The following is a 20,760-nucleotide window of genomic DNA, read 5'->3' as shown; positions in this document are numbered from 1 at the left end:
CGCAATCCGCCAGCTTAGCATTCCCGCCATGTTTCGGCTGGAACTATCACTCTAGCTGAATGGGAATGATAACAATTCTCGTTTACATAGTGGCTTGCAATTGCTATCATCTCGTTGATCTTTACAAACTTTTACCGAGAAAACACAACATGGCAATCAAAAGCCGCAAGCACGCAACCCCAGCCTTCACTCCGATGAACACGCTCCTGGCCGCCATGCTGCTGCCGATGGCTGCCACTGGCGCCCACGCAGCCGAAGCCGCCGCCGCCGGCAGCAGTGCCGCCGCCCCGGCCGGCGCGGTGCAGGAAGTGCGCGTCGAAGGCGCCAAAGAGAACGAATTCAAGGCCGACCGCGCCGCGTCCGGCAAATACACGGAACTGCTGGTCAACACGCCGCAGACCATCACCGTCATCAAGCGCGAGCTGATCGAACAGCAAGGCGCCGTGACCCTGACCGAAGCGCTGGCCAACACCCCGGGCGTGGGCGCCTTCTTCCTGGGAGAAAACGGCAACACCAACACCGGCGACGCCATCTTCATGCGCGGCTTCGACGCCTCCAGCAGCATCTACGTGGACGGCGTGCGCGACATGGGCTCGATCTCGCGCGACACCTTCAACGTGGAACAGATCGACATCCTGAAGGGCCCGGCCGGCACCGACAGCGGCCGCGGCTCGCCGACCGGCTCGGTCAACCTGACCTCCAAGCAGGCCCAGATGCAGGACGCCTACTCCGGCCGCGTGACCGTGGGCAGCGCCAAGCAAAAGCGCGCCACCGCCGACGTGAACCAGGTGCTGAGCGCTGAAAAAGGCATCGCTTTCCGCTTCAACGCGCTGGCGCAGGACAGCGGCAAGCCGGGCCGCGACGTGATCAAGAACAAGCGCTGGGCCATCGCGCCGACCGTTTCCTTCGGCCTGGGCAGCCCGACCCGCCTGACCCTGAGCTACCTGCACGTGGACCAGGACAACATCCCCGATGGCGGCGTGCCGACCATCGGCCTGCCCGGCTACAGCAGCCCGGACTCGAACAATAAAGACGCCGCCAAGCGCCGCCTGTACCTGAACAGCGCCGCCATGGTGGACCCGGAAGGCTTCTACGGCTCGACCAGCGACTACGACAAGGTGAAAGCGGACATGGCCACCGTGCGCGTGGACCACGACTTCTCGCCGTCCCTGAAGCTGCAGAACACCGCGCGCTTCGGCAAGACCAAGCAGGACTACCTGCTGACCGCCTTCATGGTGACCGGCCTGAACGCCACCACCGGCGCGGTGGGCAACCTGATCACCGAGACCCCGGCCGGCGTGGTGCTGCCGACCTCGCAATGGATGTTGAAGCGCAACACCCGCACCATCAAGGACCAGCGCAACGAGATCCTGACCAACCAGACCAACCTGACCGCCGAATTCGACGCGGCCGGCATGAAGCACACCGCCGTGGCCGGCGTGGAGTTCACCAACGAGAAGCAGGTCAGCTACAGCTACCTGGCCGCCAGCCTGGGCACCCTGGCCGACACCCCGCTGTACGCGCCCGACCCGTCGGCCGCGCTCACCGGCCTGAACCCGACCCGCAGCGGCGCGTTCACCGACGGCAGCACCAACACCCAGAGCCTGTACCTGTTCGACACCGCCAAGCTGGGCGAGCAGTGGATGTTCAGCGGCGGCATCCGCGCCGACCACTACCGCACCACCTACAACGCGGTGGCCCTGTCGACCGCCACCGGTACCGCGATCCCGGTGGGCACCCCGGTGCCGACCAACCTGACCGCGTCGGACACGCTGGTCAACGGCAAGCTGTCGGCGCTGTACAAGCCGACCCCGGACAGCAGCGTGTACGCCACCGTGGCCACCTCCAAGCAGCCGCCGGGCGGCAACAATTTCGCCCTGTCCGCCAGCGCCAACAGCGCGGCCAATCCGAAGTTCGACCCGCAGGAAACCGTGACCCAGGAAATCGGCGGCAAGTGGGACCTGCTGAAGCAGAAGCTGGCCCTGACCGGCGCCATCTACCGCACCACCGTGAAGAACGAAGTGGAGCAGGACGCGACCGACCTGACCAAGTACTACCAGACCGGCAAGAAGCGCGTCGAAGGCATTGAAATCGGCGTCACCGGCGAGATCGCGCGCGGCTGGCTGGTCAGCGCGGGCTACGCCCACATGAAAACCGAAGTCCTGTCCGGCAAGACCATCAGCGCCAGCGGCGAGAACCAGCTGACCTACACGCCCAAGGATTCGTTCACCGCATGGACCTCGTACACCCTGCCGATGGGCCTGAAGATCGGCGGCGGCCTGCGCTATTCGGGCGACATGCTGCGCGGCACCGACGGCGCCGTCGGCACCCCGGCCTTCGTGGAAGGCTACTGGGTTGCCAACGCCATGGCTGCGTACGCCATCAACAAGAACGTGGACCTGCAGCTGAACATCAACAACATCACCGACGAGACCTATGTCGCGGCGATCAACAAGTCCGGCTACCGCTACACCCCGAGCACCCCGCGCTCGGCCAGCCTGACCGCCAACTTCCGCTTCTAAGCATCCCGCCCCGGCCGCCCCTTCGCGGGCAGGCCATGCGTGCAGCGCCACCGGGTTCACCGAACCCCGGTGGCGCTTTTTTTGTTTCCGCCCTACAATCGGCCCACCGTACCGACCAGGAGCGTCCATGACCATGCTGCGTTATTCCGCATTCGCCGGCGCTGCCGCCGCCCTGCCGCTGTCACTGGCCATGGGCGCGCCGCTGTGGGTGCCGGCGGCGGCGGCCGTGCTGACCGCCGTCGGCATCGCCGACGTGCTGCAGACCAAGCGCGCGCTGCGGCGCAACTACCCCATCCTGGCGCACTTCCGCTTCATGTTCGAGGCGATCCGGCCCGAGATCCGCCAATACCTGCTGGAGGACGACCAGTCGGCCGCGCCGTTCTCGCGCAACCAGCGCAGCATCGTCTACCAGCGCGCCAAGCTCGACACCGACAAGCGCCCCTTCGGCACCCAGCTTGACGTCTACCAGGCCGGCTACGAATGGATCAACCACTCGATCCAGCCGGTGCCGGTGAACGGCCACGACTTCCGCATCGAAATCGGCAACCATCCGGACTGCCCGCGCGCCCAGCCCTACAAGGCCAGCGTGTTCAACGTGTCGGCCATGAGCTTCGGCTCGCTGTCGGCCAACGCCATCCTGGCGCTCAACGGCGGCGCGCGCATCGGCGGCTTCATGCACGACACCGGCGAAGGCAGCATCAGCCCCTACCACCGCGAAAACGGCGGCGACCTGGTATGGGAAATCGGCTCGGGCTACTTCGGCTGCCGCAACGCGGACGGCAGCTTCTCGGAACAGAACTTCGCCGCCAACGCCTGCACCGCGCAGGTGAAGATGATAGAACTGAAGCTGTCGCAGGGCGCCAAGCCCGGCCACGGCGGCGTGCTGCCCGGGCCCAAGGTGAGCGCGGAGATCGCCGCCACGCGCGGCGTCATGGCGGGCGTGGACTGCATCTCGCCGGCCAACCACTCGGCCTTCTCCACGCCGCTGGAAATGCTGGCCTTCATCGACCGGCTGCGCAAGCTGTCCGGCGGCAAGCCGACCGGTTTCAAGCTGGCCATCGGCCACCCGTGGGAATTTTTCGGCATCGTCAAGGCCATGCTGGCGTGCGGCATCACGCCCGACTTCATCGTGGTCGACGGCAGCGAAGGCGGCACCGGCGCGGCGCCGCTGGAGTTCACCGACCACGTCGGCACGCCGCTGCAGGAGGCGCTGCTGCTGGTGCACAACACGCTGGTAGGGGCCGGGCTGCGCGAGCGCATCAAGATCGGCGCCTCGGGCAAGATCATCACCGCCTTCGACATCGCGCGCACCTTGGCGCTGGGCGCCGACTGGTGCAACTCCGCGCGCGGCTTCATGTTCGCGCTGGGCTGCATCCAGAGCCAGAGCTGCCACACCGACCACTGCCCGACCGGCGTGGCCACGCAAGACAAGCTGCGCCAGCGCGCGCTGGTGGTGCCGGACAAGACCCAGCGCGTGGCGCACTTCCACCAGAACACGCTGAAAGCGCTGGCCGAGCTGATCGCCGCCGCCGGCCTGACCCATCCGTCGCAACTGAAGCCGCACCACATCGTGCGGCGCATCTCGCCCAACCAGGTCAAGCTCGCGTCCGCGCTGCTGCCCTACCTCGAGCCCGGCCAGCTGCTCGATCCCACCCTGCTCTCCAAGCTGCCGCCGGTGTTCGGCCTGTACTGGCCCGTGGCCCAGGCCGAGTCCTTCCATCCACTGCCGTAAAGCAAAATGGGGTCAGGGTTAATTTTCCCGCACGGGAAAATTAACCCTGACCCCATTTGTCTGGCCGGAAAGATCAGCGCTGGACGTGGAGCTTGATGACGCGCCGGGATACCGGCGGGGACGGCGGGGCGGCGGCGTCTTTGCTACCGCCGCTGCCGCCGCTGCCGCAGCTGCCGCAGGAACCGCAGCCGGAACCGCAGCTGTCCTGCACCTTGAAGAACCTGGCCAGCTTGTCTTCGTTCAGCCCGCACCGGGCCAGCCCGTAGACGATGCGGCGGCGCCAGCCGGCCGGCAGATACTTGGTGCTGGCGTGCACCAGCGCCGCTGCGACGATCAGGCCGACGATGATCTGCTGCCACATATCAGGCTCCCAGCATGACCGCAACGCGGTAGGTGATGAACGACGCCGTATAGGCCAGCGCGAACATGTAGCCAGCCATGATGAAGGCGTAGCGCACGCTGCCGGTTTCGCGGCGCACCACCGACAGGGTGGACAGGCATTGCGGCGCGAACACGTACCAGGCCAGCAGCGACAGCGCGGTGGCCATCGACCAGGTCTGCGACAGGATGGGCTCGAGCTGCGAGGCCAGCTCGTCGCCGGTCTGGGACAGCGCGTACACCGTGCCCAGCGCGCCTACCGCCACTTCGCGCGCGGCCATGCCCGGCACCAGCGCGATGCAGATCTGCCAGTTGAAGCCGATCGGCGCGAAGATGAATTCCAGGCCGCGCCCCAGCAAGCCCGCCAGGCTGTAGTAGATCGGCGGATGGGTGGCGCCTTCCGGCGCGCCGGGGAAGCTGCTCAGCGCCCACAGCAGCACCATCAACGTCAGGATCACGGTGCCGACGCGGGTCAGGAAGATCTTGGCGCGCTCCCACAGGCCGATGGCCAGGTTGCGCATATGCGGCCAGTGGTAGCTGGGCAGTTCCAGCATCAGCGGCTGCTTGCTCTTGGCGCCCAGCGAACGCTTGAAGAACCACGCCACCGCCATGGCCGAGACGATGCCGGCCACGTACAGCCCGAACAGCACCAGGCCCTGCAGGCTGAGCATGCCCCACACTTCGCGCTCGGGGATGAAGGCGGCAATCACCAGCGCGTACACCGGCAGGCGCGCCGAGCAAGTCATCAGCGGGGCGATCATGATGGTGACCAGGCGGTCGCGCGGATTCTGGATGGTGCGCGCCGCCATCACGCCCGGGATGGCGCAGGCAAAGCTGGACAGCAGCGGGATGAAGGCGCGCCCGGACAGGCCCACGCCGCCCATCATGCGGTCCAGCAGGAAGGCCGCGCGCGGCAGGTAGCCGCAGTCTTCCAGTACCAAGATGAAGAAGAACAGGATCAGGATCTGCGGCAGGAACACCAGCACGCTGCCCACGCCGCTGATCACGCCGTCCACCAGCAGGCTGCGCAGCACGCCGTCGGCCATGTGCTCCTTGAGCAGGCCGCCGCCGCCGTCCACCGTGTCCTTGATCCATTCCATGACGGGCGCGGCCCAGGCGAACACCGCCTGGAACACCAGGAACATCAGCACCGCCAGGATGATGGGGCCGAGCACCGGGTGCAGCACCACGTCATCGATCTTTTCGCTCAGGTTGCCCTTGTCCGCGCTGTCGTTGCTGACCACGGACAGGATGCGCCGCACTTCGCGCTGCGTCTCCTCCACCGGCACCGCGTCGATGGCGGCCAGCGGATTGGCCTTGCTGGCGGCCAGCGGCCACATCAGGTCCAGCGCGCGCAGCAGCGACTTTTCGCCGCCCGCCGTCACCGCCACGGTTTCCACCACCGTCATGCCCAGTTCCCGGGCCAGCTTGTCGGCGTCGATCGCGATACCGCGCTTCCTGGCCACGTCCACCATGTTCAGCGCCAGTATCATCGGCAGGCCGAGGCGCTTGATCTCCAGCACCAGGCGCAGGTTCAGGCGCAGGTTGGTGGCGTCCACCACGCACACCACCACGTCCGGCGCCGCTTCGCCGGCGCGCAGGCCGGCCACCACGTCACGCGTGATGGCTTCGTCCGGCGTGTGGGCTTTCAGCGAATAGGCGCCCGGCAGGTCCAGCAGGCGGAAGCCGTGGCCGTCGGGCGAAGTGAACTGGCCTTCCTTGCGTTCGATGGTCACGCCGGCGTAGTTGGCCACTTTCTGGCGCGCGCCGGTGATGCGGTTGAACAGCGCGGTCTTGCCGCAGTTCGGATTGCCCAGCAGGGCCACCATCGGCGCCTGCGCTGCGGCCTGCGCCGGTTTTTCTACTGCACCCATGGTTTATTCCGGTTGAATGGAGATCAGCGCGGCCTCGAAGCGGCGCAATGCAAAAGTGGAGTTGCCGACCTTGATGGCCAGCGGCTCGCCGCCCGGCATGCCGCGCTTCAGCATGCGGATGCGCTCGCCGGGCACGAAGCCCAGCTCCATCAGGCGCCGCGCCAGGTCGGCGCCGTCTTCCATTTCTTGCGGATTGCCCGGCGCCACGTGCACGACCACGGCGCTTCTGCCGGTCTCCAGCGTGTCGAGTTGGGTCAGGGGGGGCGCTTGCGTCATGGGGCTTCCAGTCGGATCGGTGATGAATTTCTGTGCGGCCATTATAGAGCTAAATGAGAATGAGTTGGATTTGCAGGAACTGCTTGCATTGTACGCCGGGTTGCGGCAGAATAGGAAACGTAATGATAATGATTCTCATTAAGAAACAATTAAAAGTGACGAATCGGCATCAGAATCAGTGAGCATTTAGTTAGCACCATCCTAGCCAGAAGGTAACGCAATGATTGTTTGTATTTGCAACAACATCTCAGACCGCGAAATCCGTCAAGCCATAGAACTGGGCATCACTTCGATCGACGAATTGCGCGCCGACCTGGGCCTGGCCACGTGCTGCGGCCAATGCGCTTCGACTGCCGAAGAGATCCTGACCGCACATCTGGGCTGCATCAATGAAACAGTATTGAAGCGGCCTTCCATGACCACGTAAGGAATGCAATGCATGCGATGACGATAGACGGGCCCTCACCCGACGGGCTGGCAAAGCTGGGTAAATTCACGGCGATCGTCGCCATTCATGCAGGATTCTTCTACCTGCTGCAAACGGGCATGCTGCGCGACGCCGTGCATGCCGTGCTGCCGCAGGTAGTCAACGTGTCGTTCGTGGCGCCTCCCGCGCCGCAGCCGGAACCGCCGGCGCCCAAGACCGTTCCCGTCATGCAGGCCCCGGCCATCACGCCGCCGCCACTGCCGCTGCTGAACATCACCGTCGAAAACACCATCACGCCGCCGCCGGCCCAGCCGCGCAGCGCGGACGCGCCAAGCGCGCCGTCCACCGCGCAGCCGCAGCAGGCCGCCCCGGCGCCGCCGGCGCCACCTGCCGCGCCGCGCCTGGTGCAGGGCGTGGAGTACGTGCGTGCGCCGGCGCCGGTGTATCCCACCATTTCACGCCGCCTGGGCGAAACCGGCGTAGTCATGCTGCGCGTGCTGATCAGCGAAAAAGGCTTGCCGGAGCAGGCCATCATCGCCAAGTCCTCCGGTTCCGGCAACCTGGACGAAGCGGGCCGCGTCGCCGCCATGCGCGCGCTGTTCAAGCCCTATATGGAAGACGGCAAGCCGGTCGCGGTGTACGTGCTGGTGCCGATCAACTTCCAGCAGGTCTGAGCGCCCCGCCTCCCTTTTCACCGCTTACGAGTACCACCCCTTCAGTCCCCACCGGCGCCTCATGGCGCCGGCGGGGATTTTTTTCGTCCTGGCTGCCAGCCCCTACATCTCGGCCCACATGCGCAGCAGGTTGTGATAGTGGCCGGTCAGCCCGACCGTGGTGTGGTTGTCGCCCAGCTGGCCGCGCACCTTCTGGATGTTCTGATCCAGCTCGAACAGCATGGCGCGCCGGGCGTCCTCGCGCACCATGCTCTGGGTCCACAGGAAGGACGCCATGCGCTCGCCGCGGGTCACCGGCATCACGCGGTGCACGCTGCTGGACGGGTAGACGATGGCGTCGCCGGCCGGCAGCTTGACCTCGTGCGAGCCGTAGGAGTCCATCACCACCAGTTCGCCGCCTTCGTACTCTTCCGGTTCGCTCAGGAACACCGTGGTGGAGACGTCCGCGCGCAGGGTCTGCAGGGTGCGGCCGTCGGTGCGCACGGCGCCGTCGATATGCAGGCCGTACTGCTCGCCGCCGGCGTAGCTGTTGAAGTACGGCGGCAGGATGCGCAGCGGCAGCGCGGCGGCGAAGAACAGCGGGTTGGCGGTGAGCGCGCGCGCCACCATGTCGCCCAGCTCCTTGGCCAGCGGCGAGCCCTCGGCCAGCTGGCGGTTGCGCTTGACCTGCGCGCCTTGCGCGCCCACGCTTTCGCGGCCATCGACCCAGTCGGTTTGCGCCAGGCGCTGGCGGAAATACAGTACCTGTTCCGGCGTGAGCACGCCGGGAATGTGCAGCATCATATCGGTGTCCTTGCTTGAAGATCAGCCGATATTATCCGCCAAGTGTGCGCAACTGCGCGAGTAACGAAAACGAGAATTGTTCGCACTTCGAACAGCGTTTTCACCACCACTATTATCTGACCATTTTTTCATGTTTTCCTTACAGATATGAGCTTGTTCATGGCAGAATGGCGGCATTTCCTGCTTCAACAACCAGACAAAAAGAGGTATCCCATGAAGGGTGACAACGACGTAATCCGCCTGCTGAACGCGCAGCTGACCAATGAGCTGACCGCCATCAACCAGTACTTCCTGCACGCGCGCATGTACCGCCACTGGGGCTTCGAGAAGATTGCGAAGAAAGAGTACGAAGAATCGATCGGCGAGATGAAGCACGCCGACAAGCTGATCGACCGCATCCTGATGCTGGAAGGCCTGCCTAACCTGCAAGCCATGCACAAGGTGATGATAGGCGAGAACACCGAAGAGATGCTGGACTGCGACCTGAAACTGGAGCGCGCCGCCCACATCACGATCAAGGAAGGCATCGCCCAAGCCGAGAAGGTCGGCGACTACGTGTCGCGCGACCTGCTGCTGATGATCCTGGAAGACACCGAAGAGCACATCGAGTGGCTGGAAACCCAGATCGACCTGATCGGCAAAGTCGGCATCCAGAACTACCTGCAGAGCCAGATGTCCGAATAAGCCGCTCCGCATTACCCCTTGGCCGCCGCCCCCGCTGCGGCGGCCAGTTCCGCTTCTTCCGCGTCCCGGCCGCGCGCCGCCTTCACCTTCACCAGCAGCATCGCCAGCGCAGCGCACAGCAGCAGCGCACCCGCCAGCCTGATCACGTTCTCCGGATGGCCGCCCAGCCACGCGCGGTAGTACAGCGGCAGCGTGAGGATCTGGATGATCATCGGGATCACGATGAACATATTGAAGATGCCCATGTAGACGCCGGTGCGCTCGGGCGGAATGCTGCCCGCCAGGATCACGTAGGGATTGCCCATCATGCTGGCCCAGGCCACGCCGATGCCCAGCATGGGCAGCAGCAGCAAGGCCGGGCTGTCGATCAGCGGGATGCACAGCATGCCCGCGCCGGCCAGCGCCAGGCATACGCTGTGCATGCGCTTGGGGCCGTAGCGGCGCGTGAACGGCACCAGCGCGAACGCGGCCAGGAAAGCGATGAAGTTGTAGAAGGCGCCGATCTGGCCGTTCAGCAGGCCCGCTTCACGGAAGCCGGGCGAAGCCGGATCGCTGCTGTGGAACATGGTGGCCGCCAGCGACAGCACGATGTATTGCCAGTAGCAGAACATGGCGTACCACTGGAACAGCTGCACCAGCGCCAGCTGGCGCATGGTCGACGGCATGTCGCGCACGGCCGCGCCGATTTCAATCAGCGTGCTGCGCCAGCCCACCGGCGCGGCGCGGATGCGGCGGATTTCCTCGTCGTCCAGCGGCAGCTCGGGCGTGGTCTTCAGCGTCCATAGCACGCTGGCCAGCGAGAACACGGAACCGATCAGGAAGGCGGCGATCACCACATGCGGGATGTGGCTGCCGCTGACGGCGTCCCGGCTCATGCCGAGAAACACCAGCAGCGACGGCGTGAGGTAGGCCAGCGTTTGTCCCAGGCCGGTGAACGCGCTCTGGGTCAGGAAGCCCAGCGAGTGCTGGGCCGGCGCCAGGCGGTCGCTGACGAAGGCGCGGTACGGCTCCATGGTGACGTTGTTGGCCGCGTCCAGTATCCACAGCAGGCTGGCCGCCATCCACAGCGCGGCGCTGAAAGGCATGGCCAGCAGGCCCAGGCTGCACAGGATGGCGCCGACCAGGAAGTAAGGGCGGCGCCGGCCCCAGCGGCTCAAGGTGCGGTCGCTCAGCGCCCCCACCAGCGGCTGCACCAGCAGGCCGGTGACGGGACCGGCCAGCCACAGGTAGGGCAGGCTGGCTTCGTCGGCGCCGAGGTAGCTGTAGATGGGGCTCATGCTGCTTTGCTGCAGGCCGAAACTGAACTGGATGCCGAAGAATCCGACGTTCATGTTGACGATCTGCCAGAACGAAAGGCGGGGCTTGTGCAGCGCCATGGCGTGCTCCGGTTGGGGTGTCAGGCGGCGCTGTGCCAGCGCGCGAGCCAGGGTTGGTAGAAGGCGGTGTCCTGCGGGACGGCGCCGGCGATGCCGCAGATGCCGCCGGCGAAGGCGTTGGCGCGCGCCATGGTGAGCGCGAGCGGCCAGCCTTGGGCGCTGCCGTACAGGTAGACCGCGGAGAAGGCGTCGCCGGCGCCCACGGTGTCCACCATGCGCGGCACGTCGGCCGGGCCGCTGGCGGTAACTTCGCCATCGGCGCCGTAGTGCACCGCGCCGCGCGGGCCCAGCGTGACGATGATGCAGGCCAGCGAGAACTTGGTGATCAATTCGGCGCACGCCAGGCGCACGTCCAGGCTGTCCATGTCGGCGGTGCCGGGGCTGATGTGGGCGTACCAGTCGAACAGCTGCACCAGTTCTTCTTCGTTGACCTTGAGCGTGTCGGCGTGGCACAGCGAATCGAACACGGTGGCTTCGCTGGCCTGGCCGTCGCGCAGGTTCAGATCGAGGTAGCGCGGTGCTTTGCAGGCTTGCAGCAGCGCTCGCAGGGCGGCGCGGCCTTCGGCGGTGCGCTGGGCCAGGGTGCCGAAGTAGACGGCGGAGGGGGCGCCGGGGCCGGGGCCTGGCTCGGCCAGGCCGGCCAGCGCGCCCAGCATGGGTGCGGGCTGCACGCGGTCGTAGGCCTGGTCCGGCAGGATGTGGAAGCGGTGGCTGCCGTCACCGGTGCGTTCGACTTGCACGCGGCCGGTCGGTTCACCGGCGCCCACTTGCAGGCCGGCCTCGCTCATGCCGAAGCGCTGGAACTCGCTGCGCATGCGGGCGCCGTTGGCGTCGTCGCCGATGCGGGTGACCATCAAGGGCGGCATGCCGAAGCCGGCCAGGTTGCGCGCCACGTTGAACGGTGCGCCGCCGACTACCTGCAAGTCGCCGAAATCGTCCACCAGCGCTTCGCCAAATACCACGGCCGTTGCCGCTCCGCGTGCTTGTTCCATTGCTGCTCCTTTAAGCTGGTTCATGGCGCCGCCTCCAGCCACAGCATGGACCAGGGCGCGAGCTCCACTACACCCGAGCATAGCTGGCCTGTCAAGCTGTCGCGCCAGCCGGCGTCTGCGGCACCCTGCCCTGGCGTGACTCGCGCCAGGGTGTGCGGCTGCATGCTGCCGGAAAAATTGAACAGTGCCACGAAGCGCGGGCCGCGCGCCAGCGCCAGCACGGCGGCAGCCGAGGCCAGCACGGTGCGCGGGGCGCCTGCCGCCAGCGCGTCCAGCCGCCGCCGGGCGCCCAGCAGCGCGCGCAGGCCGCCATACATTTGCCCGGCGGGCGTGGCCGGGTCGCCGCGCTGGGCGAAAGCATATTCGTCAAATACCGGGCGCTGCAGCCAGCGGCTATCCATGGCGTGCTCGGAGCGCCCGCGGTAGCTGTCGTCGTTGCGCTGGGCCAGTTCATCGCCCATGTAGAGCACGGGCAGCGCGCCCGCACTCAGTGCCAGGCCGTGCAGCAGCAGCGCGCGGCGCAGGGCGGCTTGCTGCCGCTCCAGGTCCTGTGCAAGCGGCTGCGGCCGCGACGGATGCTGCGGCGATGGAGGTGGCGCTACCTGGGCCGGTACCCCGGCCAGGCCAGCCAGCGAGGCGGCCATGCCGTTGCTGCCGTGCGCCGCGTGCGGGTCGCTGCTCTGGAAGGCGGCGCCGCTCGGCCGCGCGCCATCGGCGTACTGACCTGCCGAGCCGCTGTAGAAGTTGGCGATGGCGGCCAGGCGCGCGCGTGCACGCTCCGGGCCGGCGTCCGCGCCGTCCGCCTCGCCCGCCTCGGCGCGCAGCACGTTCCAGCCGATGTCGTCATGGCAGCGCACATAGCTCAGCCACGATGTGTGCGGCGGCAATTCGGGCGTACGGGCCAGCACGGCACGCAGCAGCGCGGCGTCCTGCTCGGCCAGCGCGCCCCACCCTGCCGCCATCAGGCTGCTGTGGTAGGCGATATGGCATTCGGGCGCTTGCGCGTCGCCGAAGTAGGCCGGCAGCTCGCGCGTCGGCACGATGGCCTCGGCCTTGAGCAGCACGCCCGGCGCGGCGATGGCGACAATCGCGCGCAAGGCCTGCAGCAGCGCGTGCGCCTCCGGCTGGTTCATGCAGTTGCTGCCTTCGCGCTTCCACAGGAAGGCCGTGGAATCGAGCCGGAACACTTCAATGCCACGGTTGGCCAGGCGCAGCAGGGCTGCCGCCATGTCCGCAAACACCGCCGGGTTGGCGTAGTTCAGGTCCCATTGGTAGGGATAGAACGTGGTCCAGACCCAGCCGCCCATGTCTTCCACATAGCTGAAATTTCCTGGCGCCACTTGCGGGAACACCTGGCCCAGCGTGCGCTCGTAGCGGTCCGGCATGCGGCGGTCGGGGAAGACGTGGAAGTACGCGCGCAGCGCGCTGTCGCCGCGCCGCGCGCCGCGTGCCCAAGGATGGTCGTCCGCCACGTGGTTGAGGATGAAGTCCGAGCACAGGCTGATGCCGGCAGCGCGCAACCGCGCCGTCAGCGCATCCAGGTCGGCGTTGCCGCCCAGCTTGGGATCGACGTCGTCGAAGCTGGCGACGGCGAAGCCGCCGTCGTTTTCGCCGGCGCGCGGGCGCAGGAAAGGCAGCAAGTGCAGATAGCGCACGCCCAGCTCCCGCAAGTGCGGAATGCGCTGCGCCACGCCGGCCAGGCTGCCGCCGAAACGGTCGGCGTAGGCGCAGTAGCCCAGCATGGACTGGTCCTGGAACCAGTCCGGATTGGCCAGCCGCTGTTCGTCCTGCGCCTGCAGCTCTGCCGGGCGGGCCGCCGCCAGGCGCCCCACTTGCGCCGCCAGTTCGGCATACCAGCGCGCAAAGCCGGGCAGGGTGCCGTACAGTCCGGACAGGCGCTGATGCAGCACGGCCTCCTGTTCGCTGTAGCGGCGCGCGAATTCGCCGCGCCGCGCGTCGGGCAGCGCCGGCATGGCGGACAGCAGGGATTGCAAAGGCGGCAAAGGCTGGGACATCTCGATCATCTTCTTCTAGAGGGTTGCGGGTGGATCAGAAGCTGTAGCTCAGGCTGGCCTTGACCGCGCGGCCGGTAATGGCGCGCGCCGCGTGGCCGTCCCCTTCCACCTCGGTGTAGCCCAGCTTGTTGAACAGGTTGTTGGCGCTGAGCGACAGCACGGTCTGCGGATTGAGCTGGTACTTCAGGTAGGCGTGCACCACGCGGTAGGCCGGCATGTCGATGGTGTTGGCGTCGTCCGCCCACGAGCGGCCGGTGCCGATGATGCTGGCGCCGACGGTCACGTCGCCGATTTCATAACTCGGCGCGACCTGGTACACCACCTTGGCCTGGCGGCGCGGCGTATGGCCGATCACCGATTCCTGGCCGGGGGCGGTGCCGACAATCTCGGCGTCCGTGTAGGTCAGGCCGCCGCTGACGCGGAAGCCGCCCATGCTCCACGCGGCCTCCAGCTCGGCGCCCTTGGCTTCGTAGCGGTTGGCGGTGCTGAGCTGCGTGGTCGCTTCGAAATTGCTCTCGTTGGTCTTGGCCTGGAACAGCGTGAGGAAGGCGCTGGCGCCGCCCTGGCGCCATTTCACACCGCCTTCGGCCTGCTTGACGGTGTTCAGGCTGATCGGCGCGCTGCCGTCCAGCGGGCTGCCGAACAGGATGCGGTCCGCATTGAAGGACACGCCGTCGCTGATGCGGGCGAACAGCGCCAGGTTGCGCTGCAGCTGGTAGTTGCCGCCCACCGAATACGAGGTGCGATCGGCCTGGTAGTTCACCAGTTGCTGCGTGGCCGCTTCGTAGCGCAAGCCGGCATTGCCAACGCCGCTGGCGATATTGCCGCTGCCGGTGGCGCGCTGGTTGTCCTGGCGCACGCTGGCGTCGATGTTCAGCGGGCCGCTTTCCCAGCCCAGGTTGGCGTACGGCGAAGTGAGCTTGTATTCCATGTCCACGGCGCGCGAGCAGCAGCCGCCGAAGGCCGCGCCGATCAGGCCGGGCGTGGCGCTGGACGTTTGCAGCAGCGCCGGACTGTCGCCCTTGGCCTGCATCAGGTATTCGTTGAAATTCCAGGTCAGGCCCAGCTTTTGCAGGGAGCTGTACAAGCCCGCCGTGCCGGTCAGCTTGCCGCCGCCGACGGACAGCGACTTGGACAGCTTGACGTCGTTCAGCGTATTGCCCGCGTCGTCGATGGCGGTGTTGAACACCACGGCGTTGAAGGCGCGACCGTTGTAGGCCTGGCCCTTCTGCGGACCGCTGGCAATGGTGTACGCGCCCATCACGCCATTATTGGCAGGGAACACGCCGATGAAGCGGCCGCTGTTGTCGCTCTTGCGGAAGTTCTCGCTCAGCGTTACACCATTGCCCAGGTCCAGCGACAGGGCGATGCCGAAGCTGTCGCTCTTCACGGCCAGGCCATCGTTGACGTTGCTGGAAACATGGCCGTTGCCCTTGTCCAGCGACACGTCGCGCACCCAGTACGGCGAGTAGAAGCTCACGCTGCGCGGGTCGATACCCGGAATCTCCGAGATGCGGCCGTTGCTGACCTGCACCGGCACCGGCAGCGCGGTAGGCGACTTGTCGTCCAGGTGCTTGAAGGACAGGCGGATGGTGCCGCGTTCGAATTCGTGGGTCAGGTTGCCGCGGATCTGGCCACCCTCTTCCGTGCTCATGCCGGTGCGGCGGATGCCTTCGCCGGTACGGTAGTGGCCGCCGATGAAGAAGCGCGTCTTGTCGGTCAGCGGGGCGCCGTAGCTGAAGTCGTAGCGGGTCTGGTCGTAGCCGAGGCCGCGCGCGATGCCGATGCTGCCGCCCTTGCTTTCGCCGGTCTTGCTGATGAAGTTGATGATGCCGCCCGGCGAGTTGCTGGCCAGGGTGGAGGCCGAGCCGCCGCGCACCACTTCCAGGTGGTCCAGCGTGCCGTCGATCTTCACGTAGCTGTCCGGCGTGATGAAGTTGAAGTCGCCCGACTGCAGCAGCGGCAGGCCGTCTTCCTGCATCTGCACGTAGCGCGAGCCGCCGGCCGAAATCGGCACGCCGCGCACGGTGATGTTGGCGTTGCCTTCGCCGCCGGAGGACTCCGAGCGCAGGCCGGGCACCGAACGCAGCACCTCGGCCGCGCTGGTGGGCGCGGCCAGGGCGATGGTGTCGGCATCCATGGTGCTGACGGAAACGCTGGACTTCATCTTGGAACTGCCGCGCGCGGTGCCGGTGACGACCACGCGCTCCATGTTCAGGCCGTCGGCTGCCGGCGCGGCAGGTGCGGCCGCAGGGACGGGAGCGGCGCTGGCGCTGGCGGCGGTGGATGCGGGAACGGCGGCTTCGGGAGCGGCGGCGGACTGCGCGGCGGCGCTCAGGTGCATCAGGGCGGCTGCGACGGCCGCAGCCATGCAACCCAGTTTTGCGGGATGGTTTTGCATCATGTCTCCTGGTTTTTCTCGGTGGCGCCGCATTCGCTGGCGGCAGGTCTGCGGTGTGCAGTTGCCTCATTATTCACCAGTTCGCATTTTATTGCAATCGATTGCAATAAATTTTCCAAAGACGTTGCAGCGCCTTTGCCTTACGAATTGCAAACGGTTGCAGTTTGACTGTGGGGAAGCGCCGGGTCAGGCGCTGGCGCGCCGCACCAGTTCGGTGGGCAATTGCTGCGAGGCAGCGTCGTGGCCGTCGGCCAGCGCCAGCAGCGCGCCGACCAGCGCGCGCCCGGCCGCGGCGATGGGCTGGCGCACCGTGCTCAGGGGAGGATGGAAATAGGAAGCCAGCTCGATATCGTCGTAGCCGACCACCGCCACGTCGTCCGGCACGCCGCGCCCGAGCGCGCGCAGGGTATTGATGGCCGCCATGGCCAGCAAGTCGCTGCAGGCGAACAGGCCGTCGAAGTGCGCGCCACGGCGCTGCAGTTCGCGCACGCCCTCCTCACCGCCGCCCGGCAGGAAGGACACCGGCACCATCAGCTGCGGATCGGCCTGCAGCCCCTGTGCGGCCAGCGCCTGGCAATAGCCCTGGTAACGCTGCGCCACTTCAGGCAGGTTGGTGTCGCCCAGGAAGGCGATGCGCTTGCGGCCCTGGGCCAGCAAATGCCCGGTGGCCAGCGCGCCGCCGGCCACGTTGTCGCCGCCGACAGTGCAGTACAGCTGCTGCGGCAATTGCGCGCCCCACACCACAATGGGCACGCGGCGCGCGGCCAGCTGGTTCAGCTGGTCATGGTGGCGCCACTGGCCGATCAGGATCACGCCGATCACGCGGCCGCTGTCGAATGGCTGCGCGGCGGCGTCCAGCGTGCCGGCGTCGACCCGTGTCAGCAGCATGTCCAGGCCCTGCTCGGTGAGCGCGTCGGCCAGGCTGCCCAGCATGGCCAGGAAGAAGGGATCGGTGAGCTGCTGGCGGGTGTCCGGGTCGTAGGGCACCACCACGCCCACCGTGCGGTTCTGCTTCAGGCGCAGGTTCTGCGCGCCGATGTTGATGGAGTAATTCAGCGAGCGCGCCAGTTCCATGACGCGCTGCCGGGTTTCATCGTTGACCAGCTTGCTGCCCGCCAGCGCGCGCGACACGGTGGACGTGGACACGCCGGCCAGGCGCGCGATGTCGGCCATCTGCAGGCGGCGCTGCTGGGCGCTGGGCGCGTCCGGCTTGGTGGGCGGCATGGTGCGGCGGGCGGCGGTGGCTTACTGCGGCGCGGTGTCGCGGAACGACGGCCGCTCGGACAGCTTGTCGTACAGGCGCGCCAGGTTGGGATGGGCGCCGCGCCAGTCGATTTCCGGGAAGCGGAAGGACAGCCAGCCCAGCGTGCAGCCCACGGCCACGTCCGCCAGCGAATAGTGGATGCCGGCGCAGTACGGCGACTCGTCCAGCCTGCGCGACAGTTCGGCCAGGCCCAGCTCCACCTTTTTCAGCTGGCGCGCGATCCAGTCGGCGCTCTGCTGCTCGGGCGGACGCTGGGTGCGCTCCAGGCGCACCAGCACGCCGGCGTCGGTGATGCCGTCCGCCAGGGCTTCCCAGCACTTGATGTCGGCGCGGTCGCGGCCGTTGGGCGGCAGCAGCTTGCAGACCGGGGTCAGCGTGTCGAGGTATTCGACCATGACGCGCGAATCGATCATCGCCTGGCCGTCTTCCATGATCAGGCAGGGTACCTTGCCGAGCGGATTGACTTCATTGATGCGGGTTTCGGACACCCACACGTTTTCCAGTTCGAACTGGCAATCCAGCTTCTTTTCTGCCAACACAACGCGGACTTTGCGTACATAAGGACTGGCGAGGGAACCGATGAGTTTCATAGAGGCCAACAGGGTAGAAGTAGGCGCCAGTATAACATCGACAATCCGGCCCAAGGCGCTGCGGTGGTAGAATGGCGGCCTGCTGCGTCTTCTATTGCTCCGTCTTCATTAACTTGCTTCCCGCCTCCATGACTACTACGCCATATTCCACTCTGTCGGCCCTGTCTCCGCTCGACGGCCGCTACGCTTCCAAGACCGACAAGCTGCGCCCCATCCTGTCCGAGTCCGGCTTCATGCACAACCGCGTGAAGGTTGAAATCAACTGGCTGCAAGCGCTGTCGCAAGCCGGTTTCGCCGAGATCAAGCCATTCTCGGCCGACGCCACCGCGCTGCTGGACAAGCTGGTGTCGGACTTCACGGAAGCCGATGCGGCCCGCATCAAGGAAATCGAAGCGGTCACCAACCATGACGTGAAAGCCGTGGAATATTGGCTGAAAGAACAAGTCAAGGACGTGCCGGAACTGGTGGCCGCCTCCGAGTTCATCCACTTCGCGTGCACCTCGGAAGACATCAACAACACTTCGCACGGCATGATGCTGAAAGCGGCCCGCGACGGCGTGATGGTGCCGGCCCTGCAAGGCCTGGTGGCCAAGCTGACCGAGATCGCCCACGTCAACGCCGAGCTGCCGATGCTGTCGCGCACCCACGGCCAGACCGCCTCGCCGACCACGCTGGGCAAGGAGTTCGCCAACGTGGTGGCCCGCCTGCAGCGCGCCGTCAAGCGCATCGAGCAGGTTGAAATCCTGGGCAAGATGAACGGCGCCGTGGGCAACTACAACGCCCACCTGTCGGCCTACCCGTCGTTCGACTGGGCCGCGTTCTCGCAAGCCGTGATCGAGCAGCGCCTGGGCCTGGTGTTCAACCCGTACACCATCCAGATCGAACCGCACGACTACATGGCAGAACTGTTCGACGCCTTCGCGCGCGCCAACACCATCCTGCTGGACCTGAACCGCGACATCTGGACCTACGTCTCGCTGGGCTACTTCAAGCAGAAGCTGAAGGCCGGCGAAATCGGTTCCTCCACCATGCCGCACAAGGTCAACCCGATCGACTTCGAGAACTCGGAAGGCAACCTGGGCCTGGCCAATGCCGTGCTCAAGCACCTGTCCGAGAAGCTGCCGGTGTCGCGCATGCAGCGCGACCTGACCGACTCGACCGTGCTGCGCAACATCGGCGTGGGCTTCGGCTACACCCTGCTGGCCTATGACAGCTGCCTGCGCGGCCTGAACAAGCTGGAAGTGAACCCGGCGCGCCTGGCGGCCGACCTGGACGCCAGCTGGGAAGTGCTGGCCGAGCCGGTGCAGACCGTCATGCGCCGCTACGGCATCGAGAACCCGTACGAGCAGCTGAAAGAGCTGACCCGCGGCAAGGGCATCTCGAAAGAAGCGCTGCGCGACTTCATCACCGGCCTGGCGATCCCGCAGGAAGCCAAAGACCTGCTGCTGGCCATGACCCCGTCCAACTACATCGGCATCGCCGACAAGCTGGCCAAGGCCATCTAAGGACCTGCGCGCGGGGCGTGAACGCCCCGCCGCGCGCCCTATCTAAGGCAGTCTTAAGCACGGTTTGATTTTCTTTGGTATATTAGTCCTAACACGTACTAATTTCCGAAAGGCGCCGATGCAACGCTATTCCAAAACCGCCATGCTGCTGCATTGGCTGGTCGCCATCCTCATCATCGCCGCCTTCTTCCTGGGGCTGACGATGGTCGACATCAAGGGCTTCTCGCCCACCAAGCTCAAGTACTATTCCTGGCATAAATGGCTGGGCGTGACCGTGCTGCTGCTGGCCGCCGTGCGCATCCTGTGGCGCAAGGCCACTGTGCCGCCGCCGCCGCCGGCCAGCCTGCCGCAGTGGCAGGTCAAGGCCGCCGACGCCATGCACTACGCGCTGTACTTCTTCATGTTCGCCGTGCCGCTGTCCGGCTACCTGTACACCACCGCCGCCAACGTGCCGGTGGTCTACCTCGGCCTGTGGCAAATCCCCGCGCTGTTCGAAGGCACGCCCGAGCTGAAGGAATTCTTCAAACCCATCCACTACTGGCTGAACATGGCCATGGCCGCCGCCGTGCTGGCCCATGCCGGCGCCGCGCTGAAGCACCATTTCATCGACCGCGACGATGTGCTCAAGCGCATGCTGCCCAAGCTGCCGGACCTGTCCAAGCTGCGCAACTGATTTCCACCTGCCACCTACCCCTGGAGCTTTCATGAACACCACGCACCGCGCCGTCCTCGTTTCCCTGCTGGGCCTGTCGCTGGCCGCCAGCGCCGCCGTCCTGAAAACGGACGCCGCCAAGTCCAGCGTTTCGGCCACCTTCAAGCAGATGAACGTGCCGATCGAATCCAAGTTCAAGAAGCACAACATCGTCATCGACTACAACGCGGCCGCGCCGGAAACGTCCAAGGCCACGGTGGAAATCGAGACCGCCAGCATGGACCTGGGCGACGCCGACATGAACAAGGAAGTGGCCAAGAAGGAATGGTTCAACTCGGCCCAGTTCCCGAAAGCCACCTTCACCTCCACCGCCATCAAGAGCGCCGGCCCCGGCAAGCTGACCGTCACCGGCAAGCTGACCATCAAGGGCAAGGCCGCCGATGTGAGCTTCCCGCTGACCGTGAAGGCCGACGGCAAGAACCAGGTATTCGACGGCGCACTGCCGATCAAGCGCCTGGCCTTCAACATCGGCGAAGGCGAATGGAAGGACACCGGCATGGTTGCCGATGATGTTACGATCAAGTTCCACGTAGTCGCACAGTAAAAATCCCCCCT

Annotated in this window: 18 protein-coding genes; 8 read left to right on the top strand and 10 right to left on the bottom strand. The window is 66.2% G+C overall.

All coding sequences use genetic code 11. The features are described 5' to 3' along the window. Positions 1–149: 149 nt before the first annotated feature. Positions 150–2,522: a catecholate siderophore receptor Fiu gene (locus ASD15_RS00640; protein ID WP_057152747.1), complete on the top strand. Its 2,373-nt coding sequence runs from the start codon at positions 150–152 to the stop codon at positions 2,520–2,522. A gap of 127 nt (positions 2,523–2,649) precedes the next feature. Then, complete coding sequence (locus ASD15_RS00635; protein WP_057152746.1) at positions 2,650–4,254, top strand: FMN-binding glutamate synthase family protein; 1,605 nt, start codon at positions 2,650–2,652, stop codon at positions 4,252–4,254. Between the two features lie 73 nt (positions 4,255–4,327). On the opposite strand, the gene ASD15_RS00630 is transcribed toward ASD15_RS00635, so the two are convergent. Genes ASD15_RS00630 through ASD15_RS00620 form a run of 3 tightly spaced genes read right to left on the bottom strand, consistent with a single transcriptional unit; the run spans position 4,328 to position 6,782 of the window. Beyond that, the gene (locus ASD15_RS00630; RefSeq protein WP_057152745.1) at positions 4,328–4,615 is read right to left on the bottom strand and encodes a DUF6587 family protein; all 288 of its coding nucleotides are present in this window, start codon (positions 4,613–4,615) and stop codon (positions 4,328–4,330) included. 1 nt (position 4,616) lies between these two features. Next, positions 4,617–6,506: a ferrous iron transporter B gene (locus tag ASD15_RS00625; RefSeq protein ID WP_057152744.1), complete on the bottom strand. Its 1,890-nt coding sequence runs from the start codon at positions 6,504–6,506 to the stop codon at positions 4,617–4,619. 3 nt (positions 6,507–6,509) lie between these two features. Continuing rightward, positions 6,510–6,782 carry a FeoA family protein gene (locus ASD15_RS00620; RefSeq protein WP_057152743.1) on the bottom strand — a complete coding sequence of 91 codons (273 nt, stop codon included), beginning with the start codon at positions 6,780–6,782 and terminating at the stop codon, positions 6,510–6,512. A 220-nt stretch (positions 6,783–7,002) separates the two neighbouring features. Between ASD15_RS00620 and ASD15_RS00615 the strand changes: the two genes are divergently transcribed. Together ASD15_RS00615 and ASD15_RS00610 are read left to right on the top strand one after the other, a co-directional pair. Then, positions 7,003–7,209: a bacterioferritin-associated ferredoxin gene (locus ASD15_RS00615; RefSeq protein ID WP_057152742.1), complete on the top strand. Its 207-nt coding sequence runs from the start codon at positions 7,003–7,005 to the stop codon at positions 7,207–7,209. Between the two features lie 17 nt (positions 7,210–7,226). Beyond that, positions 7,227–7,883: an energy transducer TonB gene (locus ASD15_RS00610; RefSeq protein WP_229418007.1), complete on the top strand. Its 657-nt coding sequence runs from the start codon at positions 7,227–7,229 to the stop codon at positions 7,881–7,883. 102 nt (positions 7,884–7,985) lie between these two features. On the opposite strand, the gene ASD15_RS00605 is transcribed toward ASD15_RS00610, so the two are convergent. Beyond that, positions 7,986–8,666, bottom strand: coding sequence for a Fe2+-dependent dioxygenase (locus tag ASD15_RS00605; protein ID WP_057152740.1), 681 nt, complete (start codon positions 8,664–8,666; stop codon positions 7,986–7,988). A gap of 213 nt (positions 8,667–8,879) precedes the next feature. On the opposite strand from ASD15_RS00605, the gene bfr reads away from it, so the two are divergent. Beyond that, the gene (gene bfr, locus ASD15_RS00600) at positions 8,880–9,350 is read left to right on the top strand and encodes a bacterioferritin (RefSeq protein WP_057152739.1); all 471 of its coding nucleotides are present in this window, start codon (positions 8,880–8,882) and stop codon (positions 9,348–9,350) included. 11 nt (positions 9,351–9,361) lie between these two features. Here bfr and ASD15_RS00595 read toward each other — a convergent pair whose 3' ends face one another. The 6 genes from ASD15_RS00595 to ASD15_RS00570 all read right to left on the bottom strand — a co-directional run bounded on the left by ASD15_RS00595 (position 9,362) and on the right by ASD15_RS00570 (position 17,988). Continuing rightward, on the bottom strand, positions 9,362–10,726 hold the full coding sequence (locus ASD15_RS00595; protein ID WP_057152738.1) for an MFS transporter: 1,365 nt from the start codon (positions 10,724–10,726) through the stop codon (positions 9,362–9,364). Positions 10,727–10,746: 20 nt separating this feature from the next. Then, positions 10,747–11,718, bottom strand: a complete 972-nt coding sequence (locus ASD15_RS00590; protein ID WP_057152737.1) for a PfkB family carbohydrate kinase — start codon at positions 11,716–11,718, stop codon at positions 10,747–10,749. 20 nt (positions 11,719–11,738) lie between these two features. After that, a complete protein-coding gene (locus ASD15_RS00585; RefSeq protein ID WP_229418006.1) occupies positions 11,739–13,742 on the bottom strand; it encodes an alpha-amylase family glycosyl hydrolase in 2,004 nt (667 codons plus the stop codon). A gap of 25 nt (positions 13,743–13,767) precedes the next feature. Further along, entirely contained in the window at positions 13,768–16,137 is a 2,370-nt protein-coding gene (locus tag ASD15_RS00580) for a TonB-dependent receptor domain-containing protein (RefSeq protein WP_229418005.1), read from the bottom strand. A gap of 183 nt (positions 16,138–16,320) precedes the next feature. After that, complete coding sequence (locus tag ASD15_RS00575) at positions 16,321–17,358, bottom strand: LacI family DNA-binding transcriptional regulator (protein ID WP_057152736.1); 1,038 nt, start codon at positions 17,356–17,358, stop codon at positions 16,321–16,323. A 21-nt stretch (positions 17,359–17,379) separates the two neighbouring features. After that, positions 17,380–17,988, bottom strand: a complete 609-nt coding sequence (locus ASD15_RS00570; protein ID WP_057152735.1) for a glutathione S-transferase family protein — start codon at positions 17,986–17,988, stop codon at positions 17,380–17,382. A 128-nt stretch (positions 17,989–18,116) separates the two neighbouring features. Between ASD15_RS00570 and purB the strand changes: the two genes are divergently transcribed. The 3 genes from purB (at position 18,117) to ASD15_RS00555 (ending at position 20,749) form a co-directional block, all read left to right on the top strand. Continuing rightward, complete coding sequence (purB, locus tag ASD15_RS00565) at positions 18,117–19,493, top strand: adenylosuccinate lyase (protein WP_057153605.1); 1,377 nt, start codon at positions 18,117–18,119, stop codon at positions 19,491–19,493. Positions 19,494–19,572: 79 nt separating this feature from the next. Further along, positions 19,573–20,166, top strand: coding sequence for a cytochrome b (locus ASD15_RS00560; RefSeq protein WP_373888157.1), 594 nt, complete (start codon positions 19,573–19,575; stop codon positions 20,164–20,166). 31 nt (positions 20,167–20,197) lie between these two features. Continuing rightward, the gene (locus ASD15_RS00555) at positions 20,198–20,749 is read left to right on the top strand and encodes a YceI family protein (protein WP_057152733.1); all 552 of its coding nucleotides are present in this window, start codon (positions 20,198–20,200) and stop codon (positions 20,747–20,749) included. The last annotated feature ends 11 nt before the right edge of the window (positions 20,750–20,760 follow it).

Origin of the sequence: Massilia sp. Root351, assembly GCF_001425045.1 — a bacterium.
Lineage (GTDB): Bacteria > Pseudomonadota > Gammaproteobacteria > Burkholderiales > Burkholderiaceae_D > Rugamonas.
This window is presented reverse-complemented; position numbering and strand designations above follow the sequence as displayed.